Annotated in this window: 20 protein-coding genes and 1 other RNA gene; 1 reads left to right on the top strand and 20 read right to left on the bottom strand. The window is 44.6% G+C overall.

Features of this window, described 5'->3' with window-relative positions; translation table 11 throughout:
• Positions 1-21 precede the first annotated feature (21 nt).
• The 20 genes from DWW77_RS13845 to DWW77_RS13750 all read right to left on the bottom strand — a co-directional run bounded on the left by DWW77_RS13845 (position 22) and on the right by DWW77_RS13750 (position 16,973).
• The gene (locus DWW77_RS13845; protein ID WP_044960974.1) at positions 22-846 is read right to left on the bottom strand and encodes a SpoIIIAH-like family protein; all 825 of its coding nucleotides are present in this window, start codon (positions 844-846) and stop codon (positions 22-24) included.
• Positions 847-857: 11 nt separating this feature from the next.
• Positions 858-1,172: a SpoIIIAG-related protein gene (locus DWW77_RS13840; protein ID WP_286188022.1), complete on the bottom strand. Its 315-nt coding sequence runs from the start codon at positions 1,170-1,172 to the stop codon at positions 858-860.
• Positions 1,138-1,710, bottom strand: a complete 573-nt coding sequence (locus DWW77_RS13835; protein WP_173733882.1) for a stage III sporulation protein AF — start codon at positions 1,708-1,710, stop codon at positions 1,138-1,140. The genes DWW77_RS13840 and DWW77_RS13835 overlap by 35 nt, the downstream gene beginning before the upstream one ends.
• Entirely contained in the window at positions 1,707-2,849 is a 1,143-nt protein-coding gene (locus DWW77_RS13830) for a stage III sporulation protein AE (protein ID WP_118608912.1), read from the bottom strand. Before DWW77_RS13830 ends, DWW77_RS13835 begins: the two co-directional genes overlap by 4 nt.
• A complete protein-coding gene (locus DWW77_RS13825) occupies positions 2,846-3,232 on the bottom strand; it encodes a SpoIIIAC/SpoIIIAD family protein (protein ID WP_022426372.1) in 387 nt (128 codons plus the stop codon). Before DWW77_RS13825 ends, DWW77_RS13830 begins: the two co-directional genes overlap by 4 nt.
• Positions 3,233-3,247: 15 nt before the next feature.
• Positions 3,248-3,442: a stage III sporulation protein AC gene (gene spoIIIAC, locus DWW77_RS13820; protein ID WP_021650700.1), complete on the bottom strand. Its 195-nt coding sequence runs from the start codon at positions 3,440-3,442 to the stop codon at positions 3,248-3,250.
• Positions 3,443-3,500: 58 nt separating this feature from the next.
• Complete coding sequence (locus DWW77_RS13815; protein ID WP_021650701.1) at positions 3,501-4,019, bottom strand: stage III sporulation protein AB; 519 nt, start codon at positions 4,017-4,019, stop codon at positions 3,501-3,503.
• The gene (spoIIIAA, locus tag DWW77_RS13810; RefSeq protein ID WP_015524435.1) at positions 4,004-4,936 is read right to left on the bottom strand and encodes a stage III sporulation protein AA; all 933 of its coding nucleotides are present in this window, start codon (positions 4,934-4,936) and stop codon (positions 4,004-4,006) included. Before spoIIIAA ends, DWW77_RS13815 begins: the two co-directional genes overlap by 16 nt.
• 84 nt (positions 4,937-5,020) lie before the next feature.
• Positions 5,021-6,169, bottom strand: a complete 1,149-nt coding sequence (locus tag DWW77_RS13805; RefSeq protein WP_021650703.1) for a YncE family protein — start codon at positions 6,167-6,169, stop codon at positions 5,021-5,023.
• Positions 6,170-6,186: 17 nt separating this feature from the next.
• Entirely contained in the window at positions 6,187-6,735 is a 549-nt protein-coding gene (locus DWW77_RS13800; protein WP_015524433.1) for a 4'-phosphopantetheinyl transferase family protein, read from the bottom strand.
• Positions 6,732-8,594: an ATP-dependent helicase gene (locus DWW77_RS13795; protein ID WP_330603426.1), complete on the bottom strand. Its 1,863-nt coding sequence runs from the start codon at positions 8,592-8,594 to the stop codon at positions 6,732-6,734. The genes DWW77_RS13800 and DWW77_RS13795 overlap by 4 nt, the downstream gene beginning before the upstream one ends.
• Positions 8,581-10,035, bottom strand: a complete 1,455-nt coding sequence (gene gltX / locus DWW77_RS13790) for a glutamate--tRNA ligase (protein WP_015524432.1) — start codon at positions 10,033-10,035, stop codon at positions 8,581-8,583. Before gltX ends, DWW77_RS13795 begins: the two co-directional genes overlap by 14 nt.
• A gap of 174 nt (positions 10,036-10,209) precedes the next feature.
• Complete coding sequence (gene acpP, locus DWW77_RS13785) at positions 10,210-10,443, bottom strand: acyl carrier protein (RefSeq protein ID WP_015524431.1); 234 nt, start codon at positions 10,441-10,443, stop codon at positions 10,210-10,212.
• 141 nt (positions 10,444-10,584) lie between these two features.
• Positions 10,585-11,745 (bottom strand): FtsW/RodA/SpoVE family cell cycle protein, encoded by a 1,161-nt coding sequence (locus DWW77_RS13780; protein WP_092070471.1) that lies wholly within the window; start codon positions 11,743-11,745, stop codon positions 10,585-10,587.
• A gap of 116 nt (positions 11,746-11,861) precedes the next feature.
• Positions 11,862-12,207, bottom strand: a transfer-messenger RNA (tmRNA) gene (gene ssrA / locus DWW77_RS13775).
• A 261-nt stretch (positions 12,208-12,468) separates the two neighbouring features.
• Positions 12,469-13,026: an elongation factor P gene (gene efp / locus DWW77_RS13770; RefSeq protein ID WP_118608911.1), complete on the bottom strand. Its 558-nt coding sequence runs from the start codon at positions 13,024-13,026 to the stop codon at positions 12,469-12,471.
• A gap of 86 nt (positions 13,027-13,112) precedes the next feature.
• Positions 13,113-13,622, bottom strand: a complete 510-nt coding sequence (locus tag DWW77_RS13765) for a shikimate kinase (protein WP_118608910.1) — start codon at positions 13,620-13,622, stop codon at positions 13,113-13,115.
• Positions 13,619-14,125: a YqeG family HAD IIIA-type phosphatase gene (locus DWW77_RS13760; protein ID WP_118608909.1), complete on the bottom strand. Its 507-nt coding sequence runs from the start codon at positions 14,123-14,125 to the stop codon at positions 13,619-13,621. Before DWW77_RS13760 ends, DWW77_RS13765 begins: the two co-directional genes overlap by 4 nt.
• Positions 14,126-14,146: 21 nt before the next feature.
• Complete coding sequence (locus DWW77_RS13755) at positions 14,147-15,508, bottom strand: citrate/2-methylcitrate synthase (RefSeq protein ID WP_118608908.1); 1,362 nt, start codon at positions 15,506-15,508, stop codon at positions 14,147-14,149.
• A 247-nt stretch (positions 15,509-15,755) separates the two neighbouring features.
• Entirely contained in the window at positions 15,756-16,973 is a 1,218-nt protein-coding gene (locus DWW77_RS13750; protein ID WP_015524426.1) for an aminotransferase class I/II-fold pyridoxal phosphate-dependent enzyme, read from the bottom strand.
• 220 nt (positions 16,974-17,193) lie between these two features.
• Between DWW77_RS13750 and gdhA the strand changes: the two genes are divergently transcribed.
• Positions 17,194-18,528 carry an NADP-specific glutamate dehydrogenase gene (gene gdhA, locus DWW77_RS13745; RefSeq protein ID WP_021650707.1) on the top strand — a complete coding sequence of 445 codons (1,335 nt, stop codon included), beginning with the start codon at positions 17,194-17,196 and terminating at the stop codon, positions 18,526-18,528.
• Positions 18,529-18,653 lie beyond the last annotated feature (125 nt).

Here is an 18,653-nt window from a genome sequence, read left to right as displayed (position 1 = left end):
AGGCTTTGCTGTCAAGGCAATTCAGTCGTAAATTCCCTCTGTATCAATAGTCTGATCGTTCTGGATATCTGCAGCCGTCTCTGCGTCCTCAGATGTTTGATCCGCCGGATCGCTTTCCACAGATGCAGCGGTATCCTGCACCTCCTCACCTGTACTTTCCGCATTATCCTCTGCACCTCCCGTATTTTTTTCAGCTTCATCTGCAGTATTTATGACATCCGATGCATTTTTACTTTGACTCAGAGGCGTGATCACAATGCTCTCTGCTGCCACACCGGTTTTCCTCTTTACAATATCCTCGATCTGTGCACGTTTTGCATCCTCCAGATCTGCATCCGGCACCACAACATCCGCAGTTTCACCCGTTAGATTTACGATCACATTTTCAAAGCCCTTCGCCTCCAGAAGAAGCTCTGCAGCCGCCTCTTTTTCTGTAAGATCTGTCATGGAAACCATTGTGTTAATAGCATTCTGTTTTTCCTCTTCGCTGATATCTTTATTACTGATGATCGCCTGCAGGTCCGCTTTGTTCTGGGAACGCACCTGCTCCCTGCTGACTTTTGCCTGTGCTGCAAAATCCGAAGCACCGGTAAGTACGGCCTCGCCCGGGGATGCGGTATCCATCACCTCCGACTGGGTTGTGCCATCTGCCCCGTTCTCATCCAGAAGGGCTGTTTCATCGGTCAGGTCATAATCCACGTCATCCAGGATACTGCTGCTGTCTGTACTCGTCTCCTTATCCTTAAATCCCAGATCCACATCTGCGAAATTCAGATATCCGGCCACAGCAATGAGAATGGCCAGCGAGGTGATGATTACCTGATTTTTCTTCATGATCTTTTTCACTTCTACTCTCCTCATTTCATTTTCATTATTCTAATTTTATTAGCGTCGATCTGAAATAATGCCATAATTGCCTGCTGAATATTCTGGACTGTCACTGCGCTGCCTGCTCCCTGGGCCGCCACCAGCACACCGGTAACTTCATTTTTGCTGCTTATGGAAAAGTTTTCCGTATTTCCCTCATCCCCGGTCATAATGATCACTTCCACTTCTCCGACTCCTTCCACATTGGAAAGCAGTTCCTCAAGGCGGCTCTCCAGGCGGGTTTTCTCCGCATTCTGATTCTCTGCTGTTTTACTGTTCTTTCGGGTTACCGGAAGTCCTGCCACCAGAAGAAGGATTCCCAGAAGAAGGAAAACTCCCCACTCCTTCCATCCCATCCTCAGAAGCCAGGATCTGATACTGTCCTTTCCTGAGTCCGCAGATTCTTTCGAGCTCATTTTTCACCGCCTCCCTCTGTTTTTCTGTGACTGTTCCATAAAGTGTTATGGTCAGCTGAAGTTCTTTCTCCATATCTACTTCTGTTTTTGCCGAAAAAACCCCTTCTTTCCTGAGGATACCCTGAACCTGATCCTTCAACTCCTGTTCATATGCTCCTTTAAGAAATGTTTCCCTTATTCCTTCTGCTTCTGTCTTCATACGTACCTGTTCTTCTCTCCCATAATTATTGCTGAATCCGGACAGAAGTTTTTCACTTTTTCCCACTACGGCAAATATAGGCGTACAGATCAAAAGCACCAACAGAAGCCCCATAAACAGCCGTATATACTGCTCATAACGCTTATCAGGCAGAATATGCAGAAGTGCTGTAGTAAGTACATGAAAAAAAGCCAGGCTTTTCATCCACTGATAAAGTTCTGTTCTCATCCCAAGCCTCCTCCTGCCATCAGGATCAGAAATGTAAGCATACATAAAATTTCCGCAGTAAACAGGATTCTCATCAGAAGTGCACATCCCTCTGCCATGGTACCAAAGGCTTCTACCAGCCGTTTGTCTGATACAGGCTGCGCCGCAGCCGCCAGAAAGCGATAAGTCAGTGACAAAAGTCCATATCGGACCAATGGCCCCGCCCCCACCGCCAGGATCACCAGTAAAAGCGCAATGCCCAGACTGTTTCTTACAAGAACAGCTGTGGTAAGGACCAGTTCCGTAACTGCATTTACCGCGCTCCCGATCCCAGGAAGAGCACCGGCAGTTTTTCCCACAGCACTCCGCTTCAGAGAATCCATTACCGGAGCTACAAGCCCACGCACCACCTGCAGTCCTGCTGCCACTCCAAGTAATGTCCGAAGCCCCCAGGAGATCACCGTCTCGATCAGCTCAGCCATTTTTCCCAGCATTTCTTCCCTGGAAAGATGATTTACAAATCTCAGAAGAATATATAAACTCACTCCGGGAAGCAGTACTTGTTCCAGGATCCATTGAAAAAGCCACACCAGAAGCAGTACTCCCTGATAAAAAGCAGCTGCACTGGATGCACCTGACGCTGCTGCCACTGCCATAAAATACACCGGTGAGAGTTCCTTCATAAACTCCGTGATCCACGCAAGTATTGAAAGCAGTGATGCACTCAAACCGGAAAAACTGTTCATCAGAAGAGTAAAAACAAGAAGATACACCACATAAAAACTGATCTCTCCCACCTGCCCGTTATCAAAGGCACCGGCAAACCCGGAAAAAACGGCAGCGAACAACAGCAGAAGCAGTAACTTCACGATCAGCTCTTTTTCTCTTTCAATGCCATAAAAAAGGAGACTGTGCAAAAATTCCCGCACACTCTCCTCCGAAAGCACCTCTTCCCCTGACAACAGTCTGTGAAACGCTTCTGTAACAGAAAATGTTTTTTCTCCAAGCATCTCATCTACCATGGACTGCAGGTTGGTAAGCTCCATCTGATCTGTGATCTGTTGTTCCGCCGAAGAAGCATAAACGATCACACCGCCAAAACAGTTTATAACTACAGCAAGAAACAGGGCTGCACAAATCTCTGACCAATATCTTTTCATGCAAGAAATCCCTGTATAGTATCCAGCAGTGCCAGAAGAACCGGCATACTTAAAACCATTACAGATAACCGGCAGAACAGTTCGATCTGTGCACCAGTGGAGGAATATCCTGCATCTCTGCATATACCGGATGAAAATTGTCCGATATAGGTGATCCCGATCATCTTCAGCAAAGTAGTGATATAGCTTCCATCAATCGGGAGACTCTGTTTCAGTCTCTCCAGGGACTGGAACAGATAGCTGATCTTCCCTACCGCTAATCCCAGTATCACAAGACCTATTCCCATCGTAACAAGGCTTACATACTCCGGTGCACGGTCTTTCAGAAGAATTCCCAGAAGAACCCCCGCTGTTCCCAGAACAGAAATCTTCAGAATATCCACGGTTCTTTCCCTCCCCTACAGTACAAAAAGCTGCTGGATATTTTTAAAAAGCTCATAAATATACGGCACGATCCAGAACAGTACTAAAAGAAGTCCTGAAAAACTCACCAGAAAAGCCTGTTCCTCCCTTCCGCTATGTTTCAGGATCTGAGAAAGAACAGAGACCAGGATCCCTACTGCACCGATCTTAAATATGATACTGACCTCCAAATGATCCCTCCTTTTCTTCTGAAAGCCTGTCCTTCCTACTACTGTCTGATAAACAATACTATACCAGGAGAACCGCAAGCAGCAGGCCTCCAAGAATCCCAATTCCCTGGTACAGTTTTTTCTTTCCGGAAACCTCCGCTTTCCGCTTCAATATCTCTGCTTCCAAATTATTTTCATACAGGGAAAGCTGTCGCATCTGCATTTCCAGATCCATATAGCCCAGATATTCTCCGAAAGAAAAAAAAGCGTCCTTTTCCCCATGGGTAAGGCAGCTTTTTTTCAGGGCGCTTTCCGCACATTCCCTGCATATCTGTGAAAGTTTTTCTCCTGTTCCCGCTTTCATCCTGTCCGCGGCACTGATGAGAAACTCTCTGTATTTTCCATTCATTCTTCCTGCGGCTCCATAAAAAGCATCCGGCAGTGATGCATTCCCGCAGCGGATCTCGCCTTTCAGGCAGATCACCATCTGAAGCAGTTTTTCCAGTATACGGATCTGCTCCGAAAGTCTCATACTTCCGGAAAATCCCATTCCGGCTCCTGCCGCCACTACCAGAATACATCCTACAATCCGGTACATAGGCATTTCCCATTTTCATCATAGATTCCTTCCACGATTCCTGCACGTTCATGCTTTCCCAGAAAAATATATCTCTGGAAAACCCGCGCTTCCCACAATTTCCGGAAAAACGGCTGGGATAATGTTTCTTCCATGGAAGCTCCATGTGCAGTTGCGATCAGACGACATCCACAGTGGATAACTGATTCCACAGCCTTGAAATCTTCTTCTTTTCCAAGTTCATCCACAGCAACCACAACCGGCGACATTGACCGAATCAGCATCTGCATCCCTTCTGCTTTCGGACAGCCGTCCAGGATATCCGTACGCATTCCAAGGTCATTCTGAGGGATCCCCTGATAGCATCCGGCCAGCTCACTGCGCTCATCGACTACTCCTACCGTAACACCGGAAATATTTCCCCATCCATTACTCATCTGCCGGATGATATCCCGAAGAAGCGTGGTCTTCCCACATCTGGGCGGAGAAACGATCAAGGTATGCATGATCTGCTCTCTTGTCTGGATATATGGCAGCACTTCTTCTGCACATCCCTGGATCTCATGTGCCAGACGGACATTGATGCAGGAAATATATTTCATCCCACGGATACGGTTTCCGTCCAGGATCACCTTTCCGGTAACTCCTACACGGTGCCCACCCTGTACACTCAAAAACCCCTGGCGAATCTCATCTTCATAAGCATACAGGGAATAGCCGCTGACATACTCCAGTGTTTCCTTAAGATCCTCCCGCGTAACCAGATAAGGTTCTGTATCTTTTTGCCGGAGGAAACATTCTCCCCCATCATAAGTGAGGAACAGAGGTCTTCCCACGCGGAGACGTATCTCATATAATTTATCATAATCAAGGTCTGCATCCACCAGAAGCTGGCGGACATTACTGGCAAACAGGTTCTGGATCTGGTTTGCGTCCATGTTTTCACCTCTTACACTTAAATATATTGCGGACATGCCGGATTTAGTACCTGTTGTCTTTTTTGATGCTCTCTCGTTTTTTCTTTATTCCGACAGAAAAAAAAGACTTTCTTCTTCGTCATAGGTCTCCATCTTCGAAAGATTCAGCTTCAGGACCCGATCCACAATATTTACGGAGGACGCACGGTATGCATAGGCACAGGATTCAAACATCACATAAAGGCTGTCACCCTCCACCACGATCTGTTCCAGTCGTTCCGGAAAACGATAAGTTCTGGCAGAATTCTCGTTTACATACAAACGCTTATCGGATTGTTCATAAAACACCAGCCTGGATGGCAGGATTCCAAAAGAATGAGAGATCAAAAGCTTATCATTATAAAAAGCAATTCCCTGAACCTGCTCCGATATGGTGGAATAATCCAACGGAACTGCCATTTCAAAATCCATGCCCAGTTTCTCGTCCATGGTATTGATCAGTTTTCCCTCTTCGTCAACTCCGTATCGTGCAATTACACTTTCGTTATATTTTTCAAAGCAGCCTACATACAGACATCCCTTATAAAAGGTCATAAAAGAATCTCTCACGATCCCATAAAGACTGACTATCTGGAAAGTATCCACCGGCAGATGGCTGTCATCATAATCGTAGGCTTCTATTGTATCCATCTTTATACTCACTGCCTGTGCGATCCCGTTGATATTGGAGGAATACCATAATAACTTATGCTCCGGGTCATAGGCAAGTCCTCCCACATGAGGCTGTCCAGGCAGTATCACTTCTTTAATAAAATTATGTTTTTCCTTATCGATCACATAAATGACCGAATTATGTTTCTGTGTGCTGCAGTAAGCGCTGACCAGCACATAATCCTCTGTAACCGCCAGTCCCTGAGGCGTCATGGACGTACACATGGCAGGAGTGGCACCCTTTTTTGTGAGCAGCGTCCTGGTATTCTTCAGCCCGGGAATGACATATGTTCCATATTCCTTCTCTTTTTCTCTCCCATCAAAGGCAAAATAAGAGAAATCCTCTTTCTGGGAAAGCATCTGTTTCTGTCCCCGCAGTGTATACACTGCAGCACCTCGGTTTGTCACCACAGCTTTTGTGGGCAGCTCAGTTTTTGCACGGTAAACAAATGCATATAAAAAATAACATATGCACAGCACAAAAACAACTGCCAGGATCTTCAGAATGAAAATCCTGAAGCTGCGTTTCATCTCTTTGTTCATTTCATCGTCTCTATTTGCTATCTCAAAATGATGTCTTCGTATTCAAATCGTAATTCCAGGCTGTCTCTGGACCAGATTGCACCACTGTATCCCGGTTCCAGCTCCAGCATTATGTAATTTCCCTTATCCATGGAAATCGTACGCAGATCCCTGGACAGTCCCTCTCCGGTCCATTTGATATATGCCTCTCTCAAAACCCACTGGGCAAAAAAGGCTTTCTCCATATCATCTGCATCCAGGATTTCCCGTATCATATCTGCCGGCACCATTCTTTCAAGGAGCCGTTCGTAATTTACCTTCTTGTGGATCTGCACATCAATGCCCACCTCTTCTCCGGCAAACAGACACATCACATATTTTCCGGAATGTGTGATATTATAATGAATTCTTGGAAGCAGGGTAAAAAACGGTTTCCCATGTTCCCCCTTTGACCGAGGCTCAAAAGCAAGCTTCCGTCCAAATTCCCGCTCAAGTCCGATTTCCAGAAGCTTTTCCCCGATCATATGCTCCATGTTCTTGCCGTTATATTCATCTCTGATCTTCGTATAATAAATAATCCCATTCATAATCCGGCCTCCTCAAGAAAACGGGACGGTTCCCGTTCCTTCTCATACTGCTGTCTTACATAATACAGGCAGAGTTTCTTCTTTGCCCGTGTCATACCAACGTAGAAAAGCCTCCGTTCTTCCTCCAGATGTGCCTCCAGGACTGCCTTCCGATAAGGCATGCTACCTTCATTTACATTCATGATATATACATTGTCATATTCCAGACCTTTGACCGCATGAAGAGTGGATATCACCACTCCTTCCCGTTTCACATCCTGTTTCTTCGCCTGTTCTTCCAGCTTTCTGGTATACTCGTCCATATAGGCCATCCATTCTTCCAATGTTTTCATTCCTCTGGCACTTTCATGGATCCGGTTCAGGGTTTCCATAAGCTCTTCCGGTTTTATTTTACGATACCTTGCATATTCCTGCAAGTATTCTTCGTATCCCATGCCATTCCGGATAAAATTAATAGCTGCATAAGGGGCCATAGTCTTTAAGATCCGAAGATGTGTCTCCATCGTTGTGATCCTGTCACACATCCAGTCTTTGTCTTTGTAAAACTCTCCCAATGCTTTAAAATCAACGTTTTTTTCTGTCAGAGCGTCTCTGGCTATGTATCGGTTTGGCCGGTTCATGATCTCCAGAAATGTACTGCGGCTCCGGTCTCCTTCTGCCATTTTCAAATAAGCGATCATATTCCGGCAAATCCAGTGTCGGAACAGGTTGGGCAGTTTTTCCTTCATAGTGAAAGGAACCCCATACTCCATCAACGCAGCGACCAGTCCTTCGGTTTCCTGATTAGTCCTGAAAAGCAGCGCTGTATCTTCAATATTATCCCCTTCTTCCATCCGATTCCGCAGCAGGCCTGCAACTGCCATATATTCGTCTCTGGGATTTCGAAATTCTTTTATCTGCACCGGCTCTCCCGGTTCATTTGGTGTGGAAAGTTTTTTTGCATAACGGTTTTCATTGTAATTGATCACCTTCATGGCTGTATCCAAGATATTTCCACTGCACCGGTAATTGATATTCAGGATCACCGTCTCCGCATTTTTAAAATCTTCCGGGAAATTCAGCATGATCTCCGGGCGAGCGCCACGAAAATGATAGATAGACTGATCATCATCTCCCACCACAAACAGATTGTTCTCCGGTGCTGCCAGCATCTTCACGATATCATACTGAAGATGATTGATATCCTGAAACTCATCCACCAGAATATAGTGAAACTTTTTCTGCCATGCAGACAGGATATCTTTTCGTTTTTTCAGAAGTTCATAACAGCTCAACAGCATATCATCAAAGTCAAGTTTTCTTCTTTCATTCAGGAATTTTCGATATCCCTGAAAGATCTGTCGGAACACTTCATCCGGGCAGCAGGAAGAATAATAATGCTCCAGAGCGATTCTTCCACCCTTTACAACACTGATCTCCTTGGCAATATCTTCCACAAAATCCCCTTCCTGGGACTGTTCTGCAGCACAGTTTACCACCAGTTCTCTTAAAATCGCATATTTTTCTTCTTCTGACAGGATATTTCCTCCATTCAGACCATAAGCCTGTTTGAGGATCCCGTAAAACACTCCGTGAAAAGTCCCGAAAGTAACGCCGGTTCGCTGAACACTGGTAAATTTCAGAAACCGTTCTTTCATTTCCACTGCTGCTGCCCTGGAAAAAGTCACAACAAGAACAGAGGAAGCCGGTATCTTCCCTTCCTGGATCATATGTGCTGTTCTTTCTACTATGACGGAAGTTTTCCCCGAACCGGGGCCTGCCAGAACCATCATAGGTCCTGACAGGTGGGCGATCGCCCTTTTCTGAGATGGATTTCGTTTCATAACTGGATTATCGATCACACTCTTATTTATTTTCAAGCTTTTCGATTGCTGCATGTACACGTTTCAGTGTCTCTTCCTTGCCAATGATCTCCATGATCTCTGTTGCACCGGCCGGTGTCATCTGCTTGCCGGATACTGCTGTACGAAGTGGCCACATAACATAACCATTCTTATATCCGTGCTCCTTTACAAAAGCGCTTAAAGATGCATACAGCGGATCATTGGTATAATCCTCCTGTGCTTCCAGTACCGGAAGCACTTCCTTGAGAACTGCAAGAGAAGTCTCCTCTGTTGTTTTCATCTTTTTGTGGCGGTACATCGCACTGTCATACTCCGGAACTGCCTCAAAGAAATCTACAAGCTCCGGAATATCCGGGAATACTTCAATTCTGGTCTGAACCATTCCTGCGATCTTCTTAAGATCAAAGTCTTTTTTCAGAACTTCTTTCAGATACGGAAGTGCTCTCTCATAGAATGCCTCCGGATCCATCTTCTTGATATACTCACCATTCATCCATTTCAGCTTGGCAATGTCAAAAACTGCCGGTGATTTGTTGATATGATGATAATCAAATGCCTCCACAAGCTCCGGAAGAGAAAAGATCTCACGGTTGTCTGCCGGGCTCCATCCAAGGAGTGCAACATAGTTGATCACTGCCTCTGTCACAAATCCCTGATCGATCAGATCTTCATAGGAAGAATGTCCACATCTCTTGGAAAGCTTCTGATGTGTCTCGTCTGTGATCAGCGGACAATGAACATAGGTCGGGATTTCCCATCCGAATGCCTCATAAATACGATTATACTTCGGTGAAGAGGAAAGGTATTCGTTACCTCTTACAACATGTGTGATTCCCATAAGGTGATCATCAATTACATTTGCGAAGTTGTAGGTCGGATAACCGTCAGATTTGATCAGGATCAAATCCTCCATCTCCTCATTGTTAACGGTGATATCTCCGTAAATAACATCATGGAATGTAGTGGTTCCCTCTGTTGGCATATTAAAGCGGATAACATGCGGCTCACCTGCATCCAAACGGCGCTGAACCTCTTCCTTGGAAAGATGGAGACATCTCTTGTCATAAATAGAGATCTCCTTACCTGCAACAGTACGTTTCATGCTTTCCAGTTCTTCCTTGCCGCAGAAGCAGTAATATGCATCTCCCTGCTCAATAAGCTGTTTGGCATATTTCAGATACATGCCTGTTGCCTGACGCTCGCTCTGTACATACGGGCCAAATCCGCCATCCTTGTCCGGTCCCTCATCATGGAGAAGTCCTGTTTTCTCAAGAGTACGGTAGATGATATCTACAGCTCCCTCCACATAACGTTCCTGGTCTGTATCTTCAATACGGAGGATAAAATCTCCGCCTTCATGTTTTGTGATCAAATAAGCATAAAGAGCTGTTCTTAAATTACCCACATGCATTCTTCCTGTAGGGCTCGGTGCAAATCTTGTTCTGATCTTTGTCATTTCTTTTCTCCTCGTTTTTGTTGTTTCTCTTTATAGGTGCTATTATATACCCAAATCCTTCAAAATGTCCATAGGTTTTCCGGCGGAATACCCTGCCATCCCTCTCATGTATCTTCGCATATACAAAAAAAATCCTCTGAGACACTGTCGTCCCAGAGGATCCTAGATTTCTGCTTATGCTTCTACGCCTTTGTTCTTAAGATAATCGATCACATCTCCAACTGTGTTCAGATCTGTAAGCTCCTCTGCCGGGATCTCAACATTGTACTCATCCTCAAGAGCCATGACCAGTTCAAACAGGTCAAGAGAATCTGCACCAAGATCATCCTTGAAAGATGTCTCCGGTGTGATTGTAGATGCCTCACAATTTAACTGCTCTGCAAGCATTTCTTTCATTTTTTCTAACATGTCTTATTCTCTCCTTTAATCGTTACAGATCGAATCTGTTTCCTCTTTTTGAGCAAAGTATATAGTCTGCAAAAACAGTTGTCAAGAGGATTTTCCCAAAAAATGGCTCCAGGGCAAAAATATTTTGATTTTAAAACTATTTTACTCTTGAAATTTTATCTGACGGGCCACGCTGAGAGCTATTGCCATCTCCAGCATCAGGAACACAATGGACGTTCCTCCGTAACTGATAAAGGGCAAGGTGACACCTGTATTGGGCATCAGATTCAGTACAACGGCAATGTTAAGGATCACCTGCAGCGCAATATGTATAAAAATCCCGGTAACGATCAGTGAGCCAAACAGATCCGGTGCATTCTGCGCAATAAAAAACAACCTGTACAAAAGATATCCGAACAGGATCAGTACAAAAATCCCTCCGAAAATTCCAAGCTCCTCACAGATAATGGAAAAGATCATATCATTTTGTGCTTCCGGAACACTTCCAAGCTTCTGGATACTATTTCCAAGCCCGCGGCCAAAAAGCCCTCCGGAGCCAATGGCATACAATGCCTGCAGCGTCTGATAACCGCCTTCATCGGAATATTTCTCAGGCTGAAGCCATACAAGTACTCGCATAACACGGAAGCTGTCACTGTTCTTGGTCGTCGCAACCAGAAAAAGTACTCCGATCACAATAAGGATCACTCCTGCCGCTGCCACAGCAATAAACGGACGCATATCCGGATGTGCCACAAACACCATTCCAACTGTTATTCCCAGAATGATCATGGCTGTACTCAGATTATCTGTAAGTATATAAGCCGCAAGCGCAAGTCCTGCCCCCGGAAGTCCCAGGATCATACAGCTCTTTAAAGTTTTCACCTTTCGTCCCATTTTTCCGATCATGTAAGCCATCATGATAATAACCGCGATCTTTGCCAGCTCGGCAGGCTGGAAGTTGATCGGTCCGATATACAGCCATCTGGTAGCACCATGAGAGGAATGTCCCAGCGGAGTCCGCACAAGTCCCATAAGGATCAGCGAAGCCACATACAACGCAGTTGTAAAAGGAAGAAGGATATGATAATCCAGTATTTTTGAAATAAATAACGCTCCGATCAGACATGCTGCACTGATCAGTGCCTGTTTCTTAAAATAAAACATATCGTTGCCATAATTCACTTCTGCCATATATGAACTGGTGCTGTAAAGCATGACCAGTCCAAAGCACACCAGCAGTACAATAACAGCTACCAGATTATAATCATAATAATCAGATTTCTTATTCTGCTTTTTTCTGTTAAGCAGAGTTTTTTTCATTCTATCACCATCGCTTTCTGTATCTGCGAAGAATTTCCTGATATCCACGAGTAATAAAGAAAGTAAAAAAAATTCCCGGAAAGCCGCATAAATGCTGTCTTTCCGGGACGTTCCATAAATGGACCTGAGGGGAATCGAACCCCTGTCCGAAAGCCTATCCCTTAAGGCATCTCCCATCACAGTCGCTGATTTAACATTCCCTCGGCAGTACGCCCACCGACAGGCTTACTGCTTCAGTAGCTTCATGATACATCTACCGGGGCAAAGCTTACCCGGCAAGGTTTCTCACATGGTCGACGCCAGATTCCCGATGTGTGAGTGCAACGGGGCTGACGAGCAGCTTAGGCTGCTAACGCTAACTTTTCGTCTGCGTTTATATTTAGTTCCCGGTTGGTACGCAGTCCAGGAGTCTGCGGATGGCTTCCCTAACTTCAAAGCCCCCGTCGAAACCAGTACAAGCCCTTAAAAGACTTCTGTAACCGGATCATTTCCGGTCATCTCTGGTGGACAGACGAACTTCTTAGTCAGTTTTTTGACTGGGTTTAATTATACCAGAATGATTTTTCGTGTCAAGGATATTTCAAAAAAAGTCCAGACTGTACCGTTTTTTCTTACCTGTGCAGTCTGGAATATGCATTCAAACTTTGGTATTTTAAATACTGTCAAAATGATCTTTTAATTTTATGGCACAAAAAAACCCGCGTACGCGGGTTTTTTGCTGCATTATACACGTGAGAGATACTCACCTGTTCTTGTATCGATCTTCAGTTTGTCGCCCTGATTTACGAACAGAGGAACCTGAACCTGTGCACCTGTCTCAACAGTTGCCGGTTTGGTAGCACCCTGTGCTGTATTTCCTGCGAATCCTGGCTCTGTCTCAATAACCTCAAGCTCTACAAAAAGAGGTGGCTCGATCGCGAATACCTCTCCGTTATGAGAGCAAACCTTAACCATCTCATTATCCTTAACAAATTTCAGAGAATCGCCAACCTGCTCCTCTGTAAGACCAACCTGATCATATGTCTCTGTATTCATGAAGTAGTATAAACCACCATCCTGATACAGATACTGCATATCTACACGCTCAATACGTGCTACCGGGAATTTCTCTGTAGGACGGAAGGATTTCTCTAATACAGAGCCTGTGATAATGTTCTTGTATTTTGTTCTTACAAAGGCTGCGCCTTTTCCTGGTTTTACATGCTGGAATTCAACGATCTGACATACGTTTCCATCAATTTCAAGTGTGATACCATTTTTGAAATCACCTGCTGAAATCATAAATATTTCCTCCTTAATATATGCGGTTCTTTTTCGCTATGGATTATTCTATAATACCTTTTGCCATTTTTCAACTGTTTTTTTGTTTAAGCCTTCAATTTTTCTTCAATTTCTGCGATCAGTTCATCAAAAGGCTTCACTCCTGTGACAACTTTAATGTCCGCAAACTTCTCATAAACCGGATCTCTCTGTTTCAGAAGTTTCTTGATCTTCTCTTCTTTATTCTCAGTTCCTTCCAATGTGGGATTGTTACTTCCTTCCAGACGTTTGATCAACGTTGCGGCAGATCCCTTCAGATAGATGATCGTTCCCATACTCTGGAGATATTTCTGGTTCTGCTCCTGAAGAGGCAATCCCGCACTTACAGAGATTACCTTCCGTTCGCTGTCTGTGGACAGTTCCTTGACTGCCATAGTCTCCAGCGCACGGTAAAATGCTTCTCCAAAGCGTTCAAATATCTCCTTTACTGACATGTTCATTTTTTTCACGATCAGTCTGTCCACGTCAATAAACGGAAGCCCCAGGTCCTTCGCCAGTCTCTTTCCAACTCGTGTCTTTCCTGAACCCATAAAGCCGATGATTACAATATGGTTCATGAATTCTTTCCCTCCTCTTTTTGGTAAAAATGTAATACTATTTTTTCCAGATAACGCTTCAGCACGATCTGGATCTCCTCTTTTGGATGAATCGGTTTCACAAGGATCGTCCGGATCCCCGCCCTCTTTGCTCCATAAATATCCGTAAACAGCTGATCTCCTATAAAAATCGTCCTGTCAAGATCGGTTCCGATCACCTGGCAGGCTTTTTTATAATTTTTCCCAGCCGGTTTATGGGCATTTTCTATAAAATCCCCCTCTACTGCTTTGGCAAAGGGCTCTACACGAGGTTTCTGGTTATTGGATACAAAACAGTATCGAAACCCGAGAGCCCTTAGCTTTTCAAACAGTTTCTTTGCCCGGTCATCTGCCGGTGCCCCGTGGGGAACAATAGTATTATCGATATCGAAGAGCAACCCTCTGTATCCTTCTTTGTACAGCTTCTCATAATCGATCCCATACGCAGAATCCAGATATTCATCCGGAAAAAAACATCTGAACATCTATTCCACCTCAGTCCTTTCCTATCGCTCGCAAAGAGGAATATACTCTGCTTCCGGAAGGACATTCTTATATGCGGGACGGATGATCTTATCCACATTGATAAGCTCTTCCATACGATGTGCGCTCCAGCCTACGATACGTGCAATAGCAAACATCGGTGTGTAAAGCTCCAGCGGCAGATCCAGCATGCTGTAAACAAATCCGCTGTAAAAATCCACATTGGCACTGACACCCTTATAGATCTTACGCTCCTCTGCGATAACCTTTGGTGCAAGACGCTCTACTGCAGCATACAGCTGATAATCCTTCATTCTGCCCTTTTCTCTTGCAAGCTGTTCCACATAGCCTTTAAAGACTTCTGCACGTGGATCTGAAACAGAATAGATCGCATGTCCCATACCATAGATCAGTCCACGTTTATCAAAGGCCTCTTTATGAAGAAGCTTCTTAAGGTATGCACTGATCTCCTCTTCATCACTGTAGTCATGTACGTGTTTACGCATATCGTTAAACATTTTTACGACTTTGATGTTGGCACCGCCGTGTTTCGGGCCTTTCAGAGAACCTAGTGCTGCCGCGATCGCAGAATACGTATCTGTCCCGGAAGAGGAAACCACATGTGTAGTAAAAGTAGAGTTATTACCACCGCCATGCTCCATATGAAGGATCAGAGCAATATCAAGGATCTCTGCCTCCAGTGCCGTATACTTCTTATCCGGTCTTAACAGACGCAGGATATTCTCAGCTGTGGAAAGCTTCTTTTTAGGCTGATGGATATAAAGACTCTTGCCTTTCTCATAGTGGTTATAGGCCTGATATGCATAAACAGATAACAGCGGGAAAACGCTGATCAGGTTGATACACTGACGGAGCACATTCTCCAGTTCAATATTATCCGGGTCTTTGTCGTAGGAATAAAGTGTCAGCACGCTTCTTGACAGAGCGTTCATAATATCTCTGGATGGTGCCTTCATAATGACATCCCTTACAAAATTCCGCGGAAGCATACGCTGGTTCGCAAGAATCCCGGAAAATCCATTCAGTTCTTCCTGATCCGGAAGCTTTCCGAAAAGAAGCAGATAGGTTACTTCCTCAAAACCGAAGCGCCGGTCATTGATAAAACCATTTGTCAGATCCTTAATGTCATACCCGCGATAAGAAAGCTTACCTGCGCAGGGAACCTCTTTTCCGTCCACGATCTTCGTTGCCTGGACATTGGAGATCTGGGTCAGTCCTGCAAGGACACCCTTTCCATTCAGGTCACGCAAGCCTCGCTTGACATCGTATTTGCCATATAAAGACAGATCCAGTTTGTCATTCTCACGACAGATCTGGGTAAGTTTCTCAATCTCAGGTGTCACTTTCATGTTGAATTTGCTCATCAGTTATTTCCCCTTTCGATTTCTGTTTTATTGCTGTTCGATAACGGTCCCTCCTCATTCCCCTCTCAAGCAATTCTGGTCTTATTTGTATATCCCGGCGTAGCTGGCCGGGATATTTCAGATATATTATAACATTTTTTTCGGTTCCGGTCTATGCCGAAAATATAACCGAATACCTGCTTTACAGTTTATCGGTTATGAGCAGGCAGCGAATGCGGATCGCAAATCTCTTCTTGTCTATCTGCGATCAGCCCTGCTTATATGTAGCAAAGAACTCTTTCATCTTCTTCATTGCCTTGTCAAGCTGGCGGATATCCGGCAGATAAACAATACGGAAGTGATCCGGCTGGTTCCAGTTGAATCCCTTGCCCGGAACAACAAGCACCTGTTTCTCATGAAGAAAATCCAAAGCAAACTGTTCATCATTGAAAATATTGAATTTCTCAGTATCGATCTTCGGGAATATATAAAATGCCGCATGTGGTTTTACAACGGAAATTCCCGGAATATCATTCAGTGCCTTGTAAATAAAGTCTCTCTGCTCATAAACACGTCCGCCCGGCTGCGTATATTCATTGACACTCTGATATCCGCCAAGTGCAGTCTGTACAATAGACTGTGCCGGAACATTTGAGCAGAGACGCATGGAAGAGAGCATATTGATTCCCTCTATATAACCCTTCGCCTTACTTTTTGCACCACTTAAGATCATCCATCCGATGCGGAAACCTGCGATCATATGAGACTTGGACAAGCCTGAAAATGTTACACAGAACACATCGGGTGCAAGGGATGCAATCGAAGTATGTTTATATCCATCCATAACAAGACGGTCATAGATCTCATCAGAAAAGATGATCAGCTCATTTTCTCTTGCAATGTCTGCGATCTGTTCCAGGATCTCCTTCGGATATACTGCACCTGTAGGGTTATTGGGATTGATGATAACGATCGCCTTGGTCCTTGGTGTGATCTTGCTCTTGATATCCTCAATATCCGGATACCAGTCAGACTGTTCGTCACAGATATAATGAACTACATTTCCGCCTGCCAGTGTTGCAGTAGCTGTCCACAACGGATAATCCGGAGCCGGGATCAGGATCTCATCCCCGTTATCAAGCAGCGCCTGCATACAGAGGTTGATCAGTTCACTGACACCATTTCCCGTATAAATATCATTAATGGTAACTCCCGGGATCCCGCGAAGCTGTGCATACTGCATGATCGCTTTTCTTGCAGAAAAAATGCCCTTGGAATCGGAATATCCCTGGGAAGTACGAACATTACTCAGCATATCCAGGATCACTTCCTGAGGTGCTGAAAACCCAAACGGATACGGATTACCAATATTCAGCTTCAGAATCTCCATTCCATCTTCTTCCATTCTGGCAGCCTCATCCACAACCGGTCCGCGCACATCGTACAGCACGTTGTCAAGCTTTGATGATTTCCCGAATGTTCTCATAAAAACCACTCCTCTTCTAATTTTCACTATTATTTAACCATTTTAATTTCATAGTCAAAAAATATTTATTCTATATCATCTCACATTTAGGCTTTCAACGCAAGAAATAAAAATTTAAAAAAATTAAATTTAGCACTTCCCTTTTTTAGCATGTTAATGTATAATAGCACTCGAATTTAGTTTTCAACGCAATTTAATATGTGATGAGGAGGAAACAACAATGTCTTACACAGAAGAAGTTTATGAAAGAGTTGTAGCACAGAATCCTGGCGAGCCAGAATTCCATCAGGCAGTTAAGGAAGTTCTCGATTCCCTTAAAGTCGTAATTGACAAAAATGAGGAAGAGTATCGTAAACTTTCTATCCTTGAGCGTCTTGTAGAGCCAGAGAGGATCATCTCCTTCAAAGTACCGTGGATCGATGATAACGGAACTGTACAGGTTAACAAGGGATATCGTGTTCAGTTCAACAGCGCCATCGGACCATACAAAGGCGGCTTAAGATTCCATCCTTCTGTAAATCAGGGTATCCTGAAATTCCTTGGTTTTGAGCAGACCTTTAAAAACTCTCTTACAGGTCTTCCGATCGGCGGTGGAAAAGGTGGCTCCAACTTCGATCCTAAGGGTAAATCTGACAGAGAGGTTATGGCATTCTGCCAGAGCTTTATGACAGAGCTTTGCAAATATATCGGCGCAGATACAGATGTTCCGGCTGGTGACATCGGTGTCGGCGGACGTGAGATCGGTTATCTCTTCGGACAGTATAAGAGAATCCGTGGCCTTTATGAGGGTGTCCTTACAGGAAAGGGTCTTTCCTTCGGAGGTTCCCTGATCCGTACAGAGGCTACCGGTTACGGTGTTGTATACATGCTCAACGAGATCGCCAAAGCTCACAATGATTCCGTAGAAGGAAAAACAATCGTTGTAACAGGTTCCGGTAATGTAGCTATTTACGCTGTTGAGAAAGCTACTCAGCTTGGTGCCAAGGTTGTTGCAATGAACGACTCCAACGGATATGTCTACGATCCGAACGGAATCAACCTTGACGTCGTAAAGGATATCAAAGAAGTAAAACGTGGACGTATCAAAGAATATGCAGACCGTGTTGAGGGTGCTACCTACACTGAGGGACTTGGCATCTGGAATATCAAATGTGATATCTACCTTCCATGTGCTACTCAGAACGAGCTTGGTCTTGACGGAGCTAAAACACTGGTTGCAAATGGCTGCAAATACGTCGTTGAAGGTGCAAACATGCCTACTACTCTTGATGCAACAACATACCTTCAGGAGAACGGTGTTCTCTTCATGCCTGGTAAAGCCGCAAACGCTGGCGGTGTTGCCACATCTGCACTTGAGATGAGCCAGAACTCCATGAGACTTTCCTGGACAAGAGAAGAGGTTGATGAGAAACTCCACCACATCATGATCGATATCTTCCACAAAGCTGATGACGCTGCTAAACGTTACGGTATGGAAGACAACTATGTTGTAGGTGCAAACATCGCCGGCTTCGAAAAAGTTGTTGACGCTATGAAAGCTCAGGGTATTGTTTAATTAAGTTTCCTGAATCATTAATATATATTTATAGCAGGGACCGCAGAGGATTTTTCCCAGGCGGTTCCTGTTTTTTTGTATCCACTTTTACGATCTCTGAAAAATCGAACATTCATGTTTCAAAA

This window comes from Ruminococcus sp. AF17-12, assembly GCF_003479245.1.
GTDB lineage: Bacteria > Bacillota > Clostridia > Lachnospirales > Lachnospiraceae > Blautia_A > Blautia_A fusiformis.
The sequence above is the reverse complement of the archived record's forward strand: the minus strand, read 5'-3'. Positions and strand labels throughout refer to the sequence as shown.

What these genes read in the sequence shown, in the direction of transcription:
- DWW77_RS13835 (WP_173733882.1), bottom strand. Translation starts at nt 1,710, where the DNA reads ATGAGAACAGAACTTTATCAGTGGATGAAAAGCCTGGCTTTTTTTCAT.
- DWW77_RS13830 (WP_118608912.1), bottom strand. Translation starts at nt 2,849, where the DNA reads ATGAAAAGATATTGGTCAGAGATTTGTGCAGCCCTGTTTCTTGCTGTA.
- DWW77_RS13815 (WP_021650701.1), bottom strand. Translation starts at nt 4,019, where the DNA reads ATGTACCGGATTGTAGGATGTATTCTGGTAGTGGCGGCAGGAGCCGGA.
- spoIIIAA (WP_015524435.1), bottom strand. Translation starts at nt 4,936, where the DNA reads ATGGACGCAAACCAGATCCAGAACCTGTTTGCCAGTAATGTCCGCCAG.
- DWW77_RS13805 (WP_021650703.1), bottom strand. Translation starts at nt 6,169, where the DNA reads ATGAACAAAGAGATGAAACGCAGCTTCAGGATTTTCATTCTGAAGATC.
- DWW77_RS13800 (WP_015524433.1), bottom strand. Translation starts at nt 6,735, where the DNA reads ATGAATGGGATTATTTATTATACGAAGATCAGAGATGAATATAACGGC.
- gltX (WP_015524432.1), bottom strand. Translation starts at nt 10,035, where the DNA reads ATGACAAAGATCAGAACAAGATTTGCACCGAGCCCTACAGGAAGAATG.
- acpP (WP_015524431.1), bottom strand. Translation starts at nt 10,443, where the DNA reads ATGTTAGAAAAAATGAAAGAAATGCTTGCAGAGCAGTTAAATTGTGAG.
- DWW77_RS13780 (WP_092070471.1), bottom strand. Translation starts at nt 11,745, where the DNA reads ATGAAAAAAACTCTGCTTAACAGAAAAAAGCAGAATAAGAAATCTGAT.
- efp (WP_118608911.1), bottom strand. Translation starts at nt 13,026, where the DNA reads ATGATTTCAGCAGGTGATTTCAAAAATGGTATCACACTTGAAATTGAT.
- DWW77_RS13765 (WP_118608910.1), bottom strand. Translation starts at nt 13,622, where the DNA reads ATGAACCATATTGTAATCATCGGCTTTATGGGTTCAGGAAAGACACGA.
- DWW77_RS13760 (WP_118608909.1), bottom strand. Translation starts at nt 14,125, where the DNA reads ATGTTCAGATGTTTTTTTCCGGATGAATATCTGGATTCTGCGTATGGG.
- DWW77_RS13755 (WP_118608908.1), bottom strand. Translation starts at nt 15,508, where the DNA reads ATGAGCAAATTCAACATGAAAGTGACACCTGAGATTGAGAAACTTACC.
- DWW77_RS13750 (WP_015524426.1), bottom strand. Translation starts at nt 16,973, where the DNA reads ATGAGAACATTCGGGAAATCATCAAAGCTTGACAACGTGCTGTACGAT.
- gdhA (WP_021650707.1), top strand. Translation starts at nt 17,194, where the DNA reads ATGTCTTACACAGAAGAAGTTTATGAAAGAGTTGTAGCACAGAATCCT.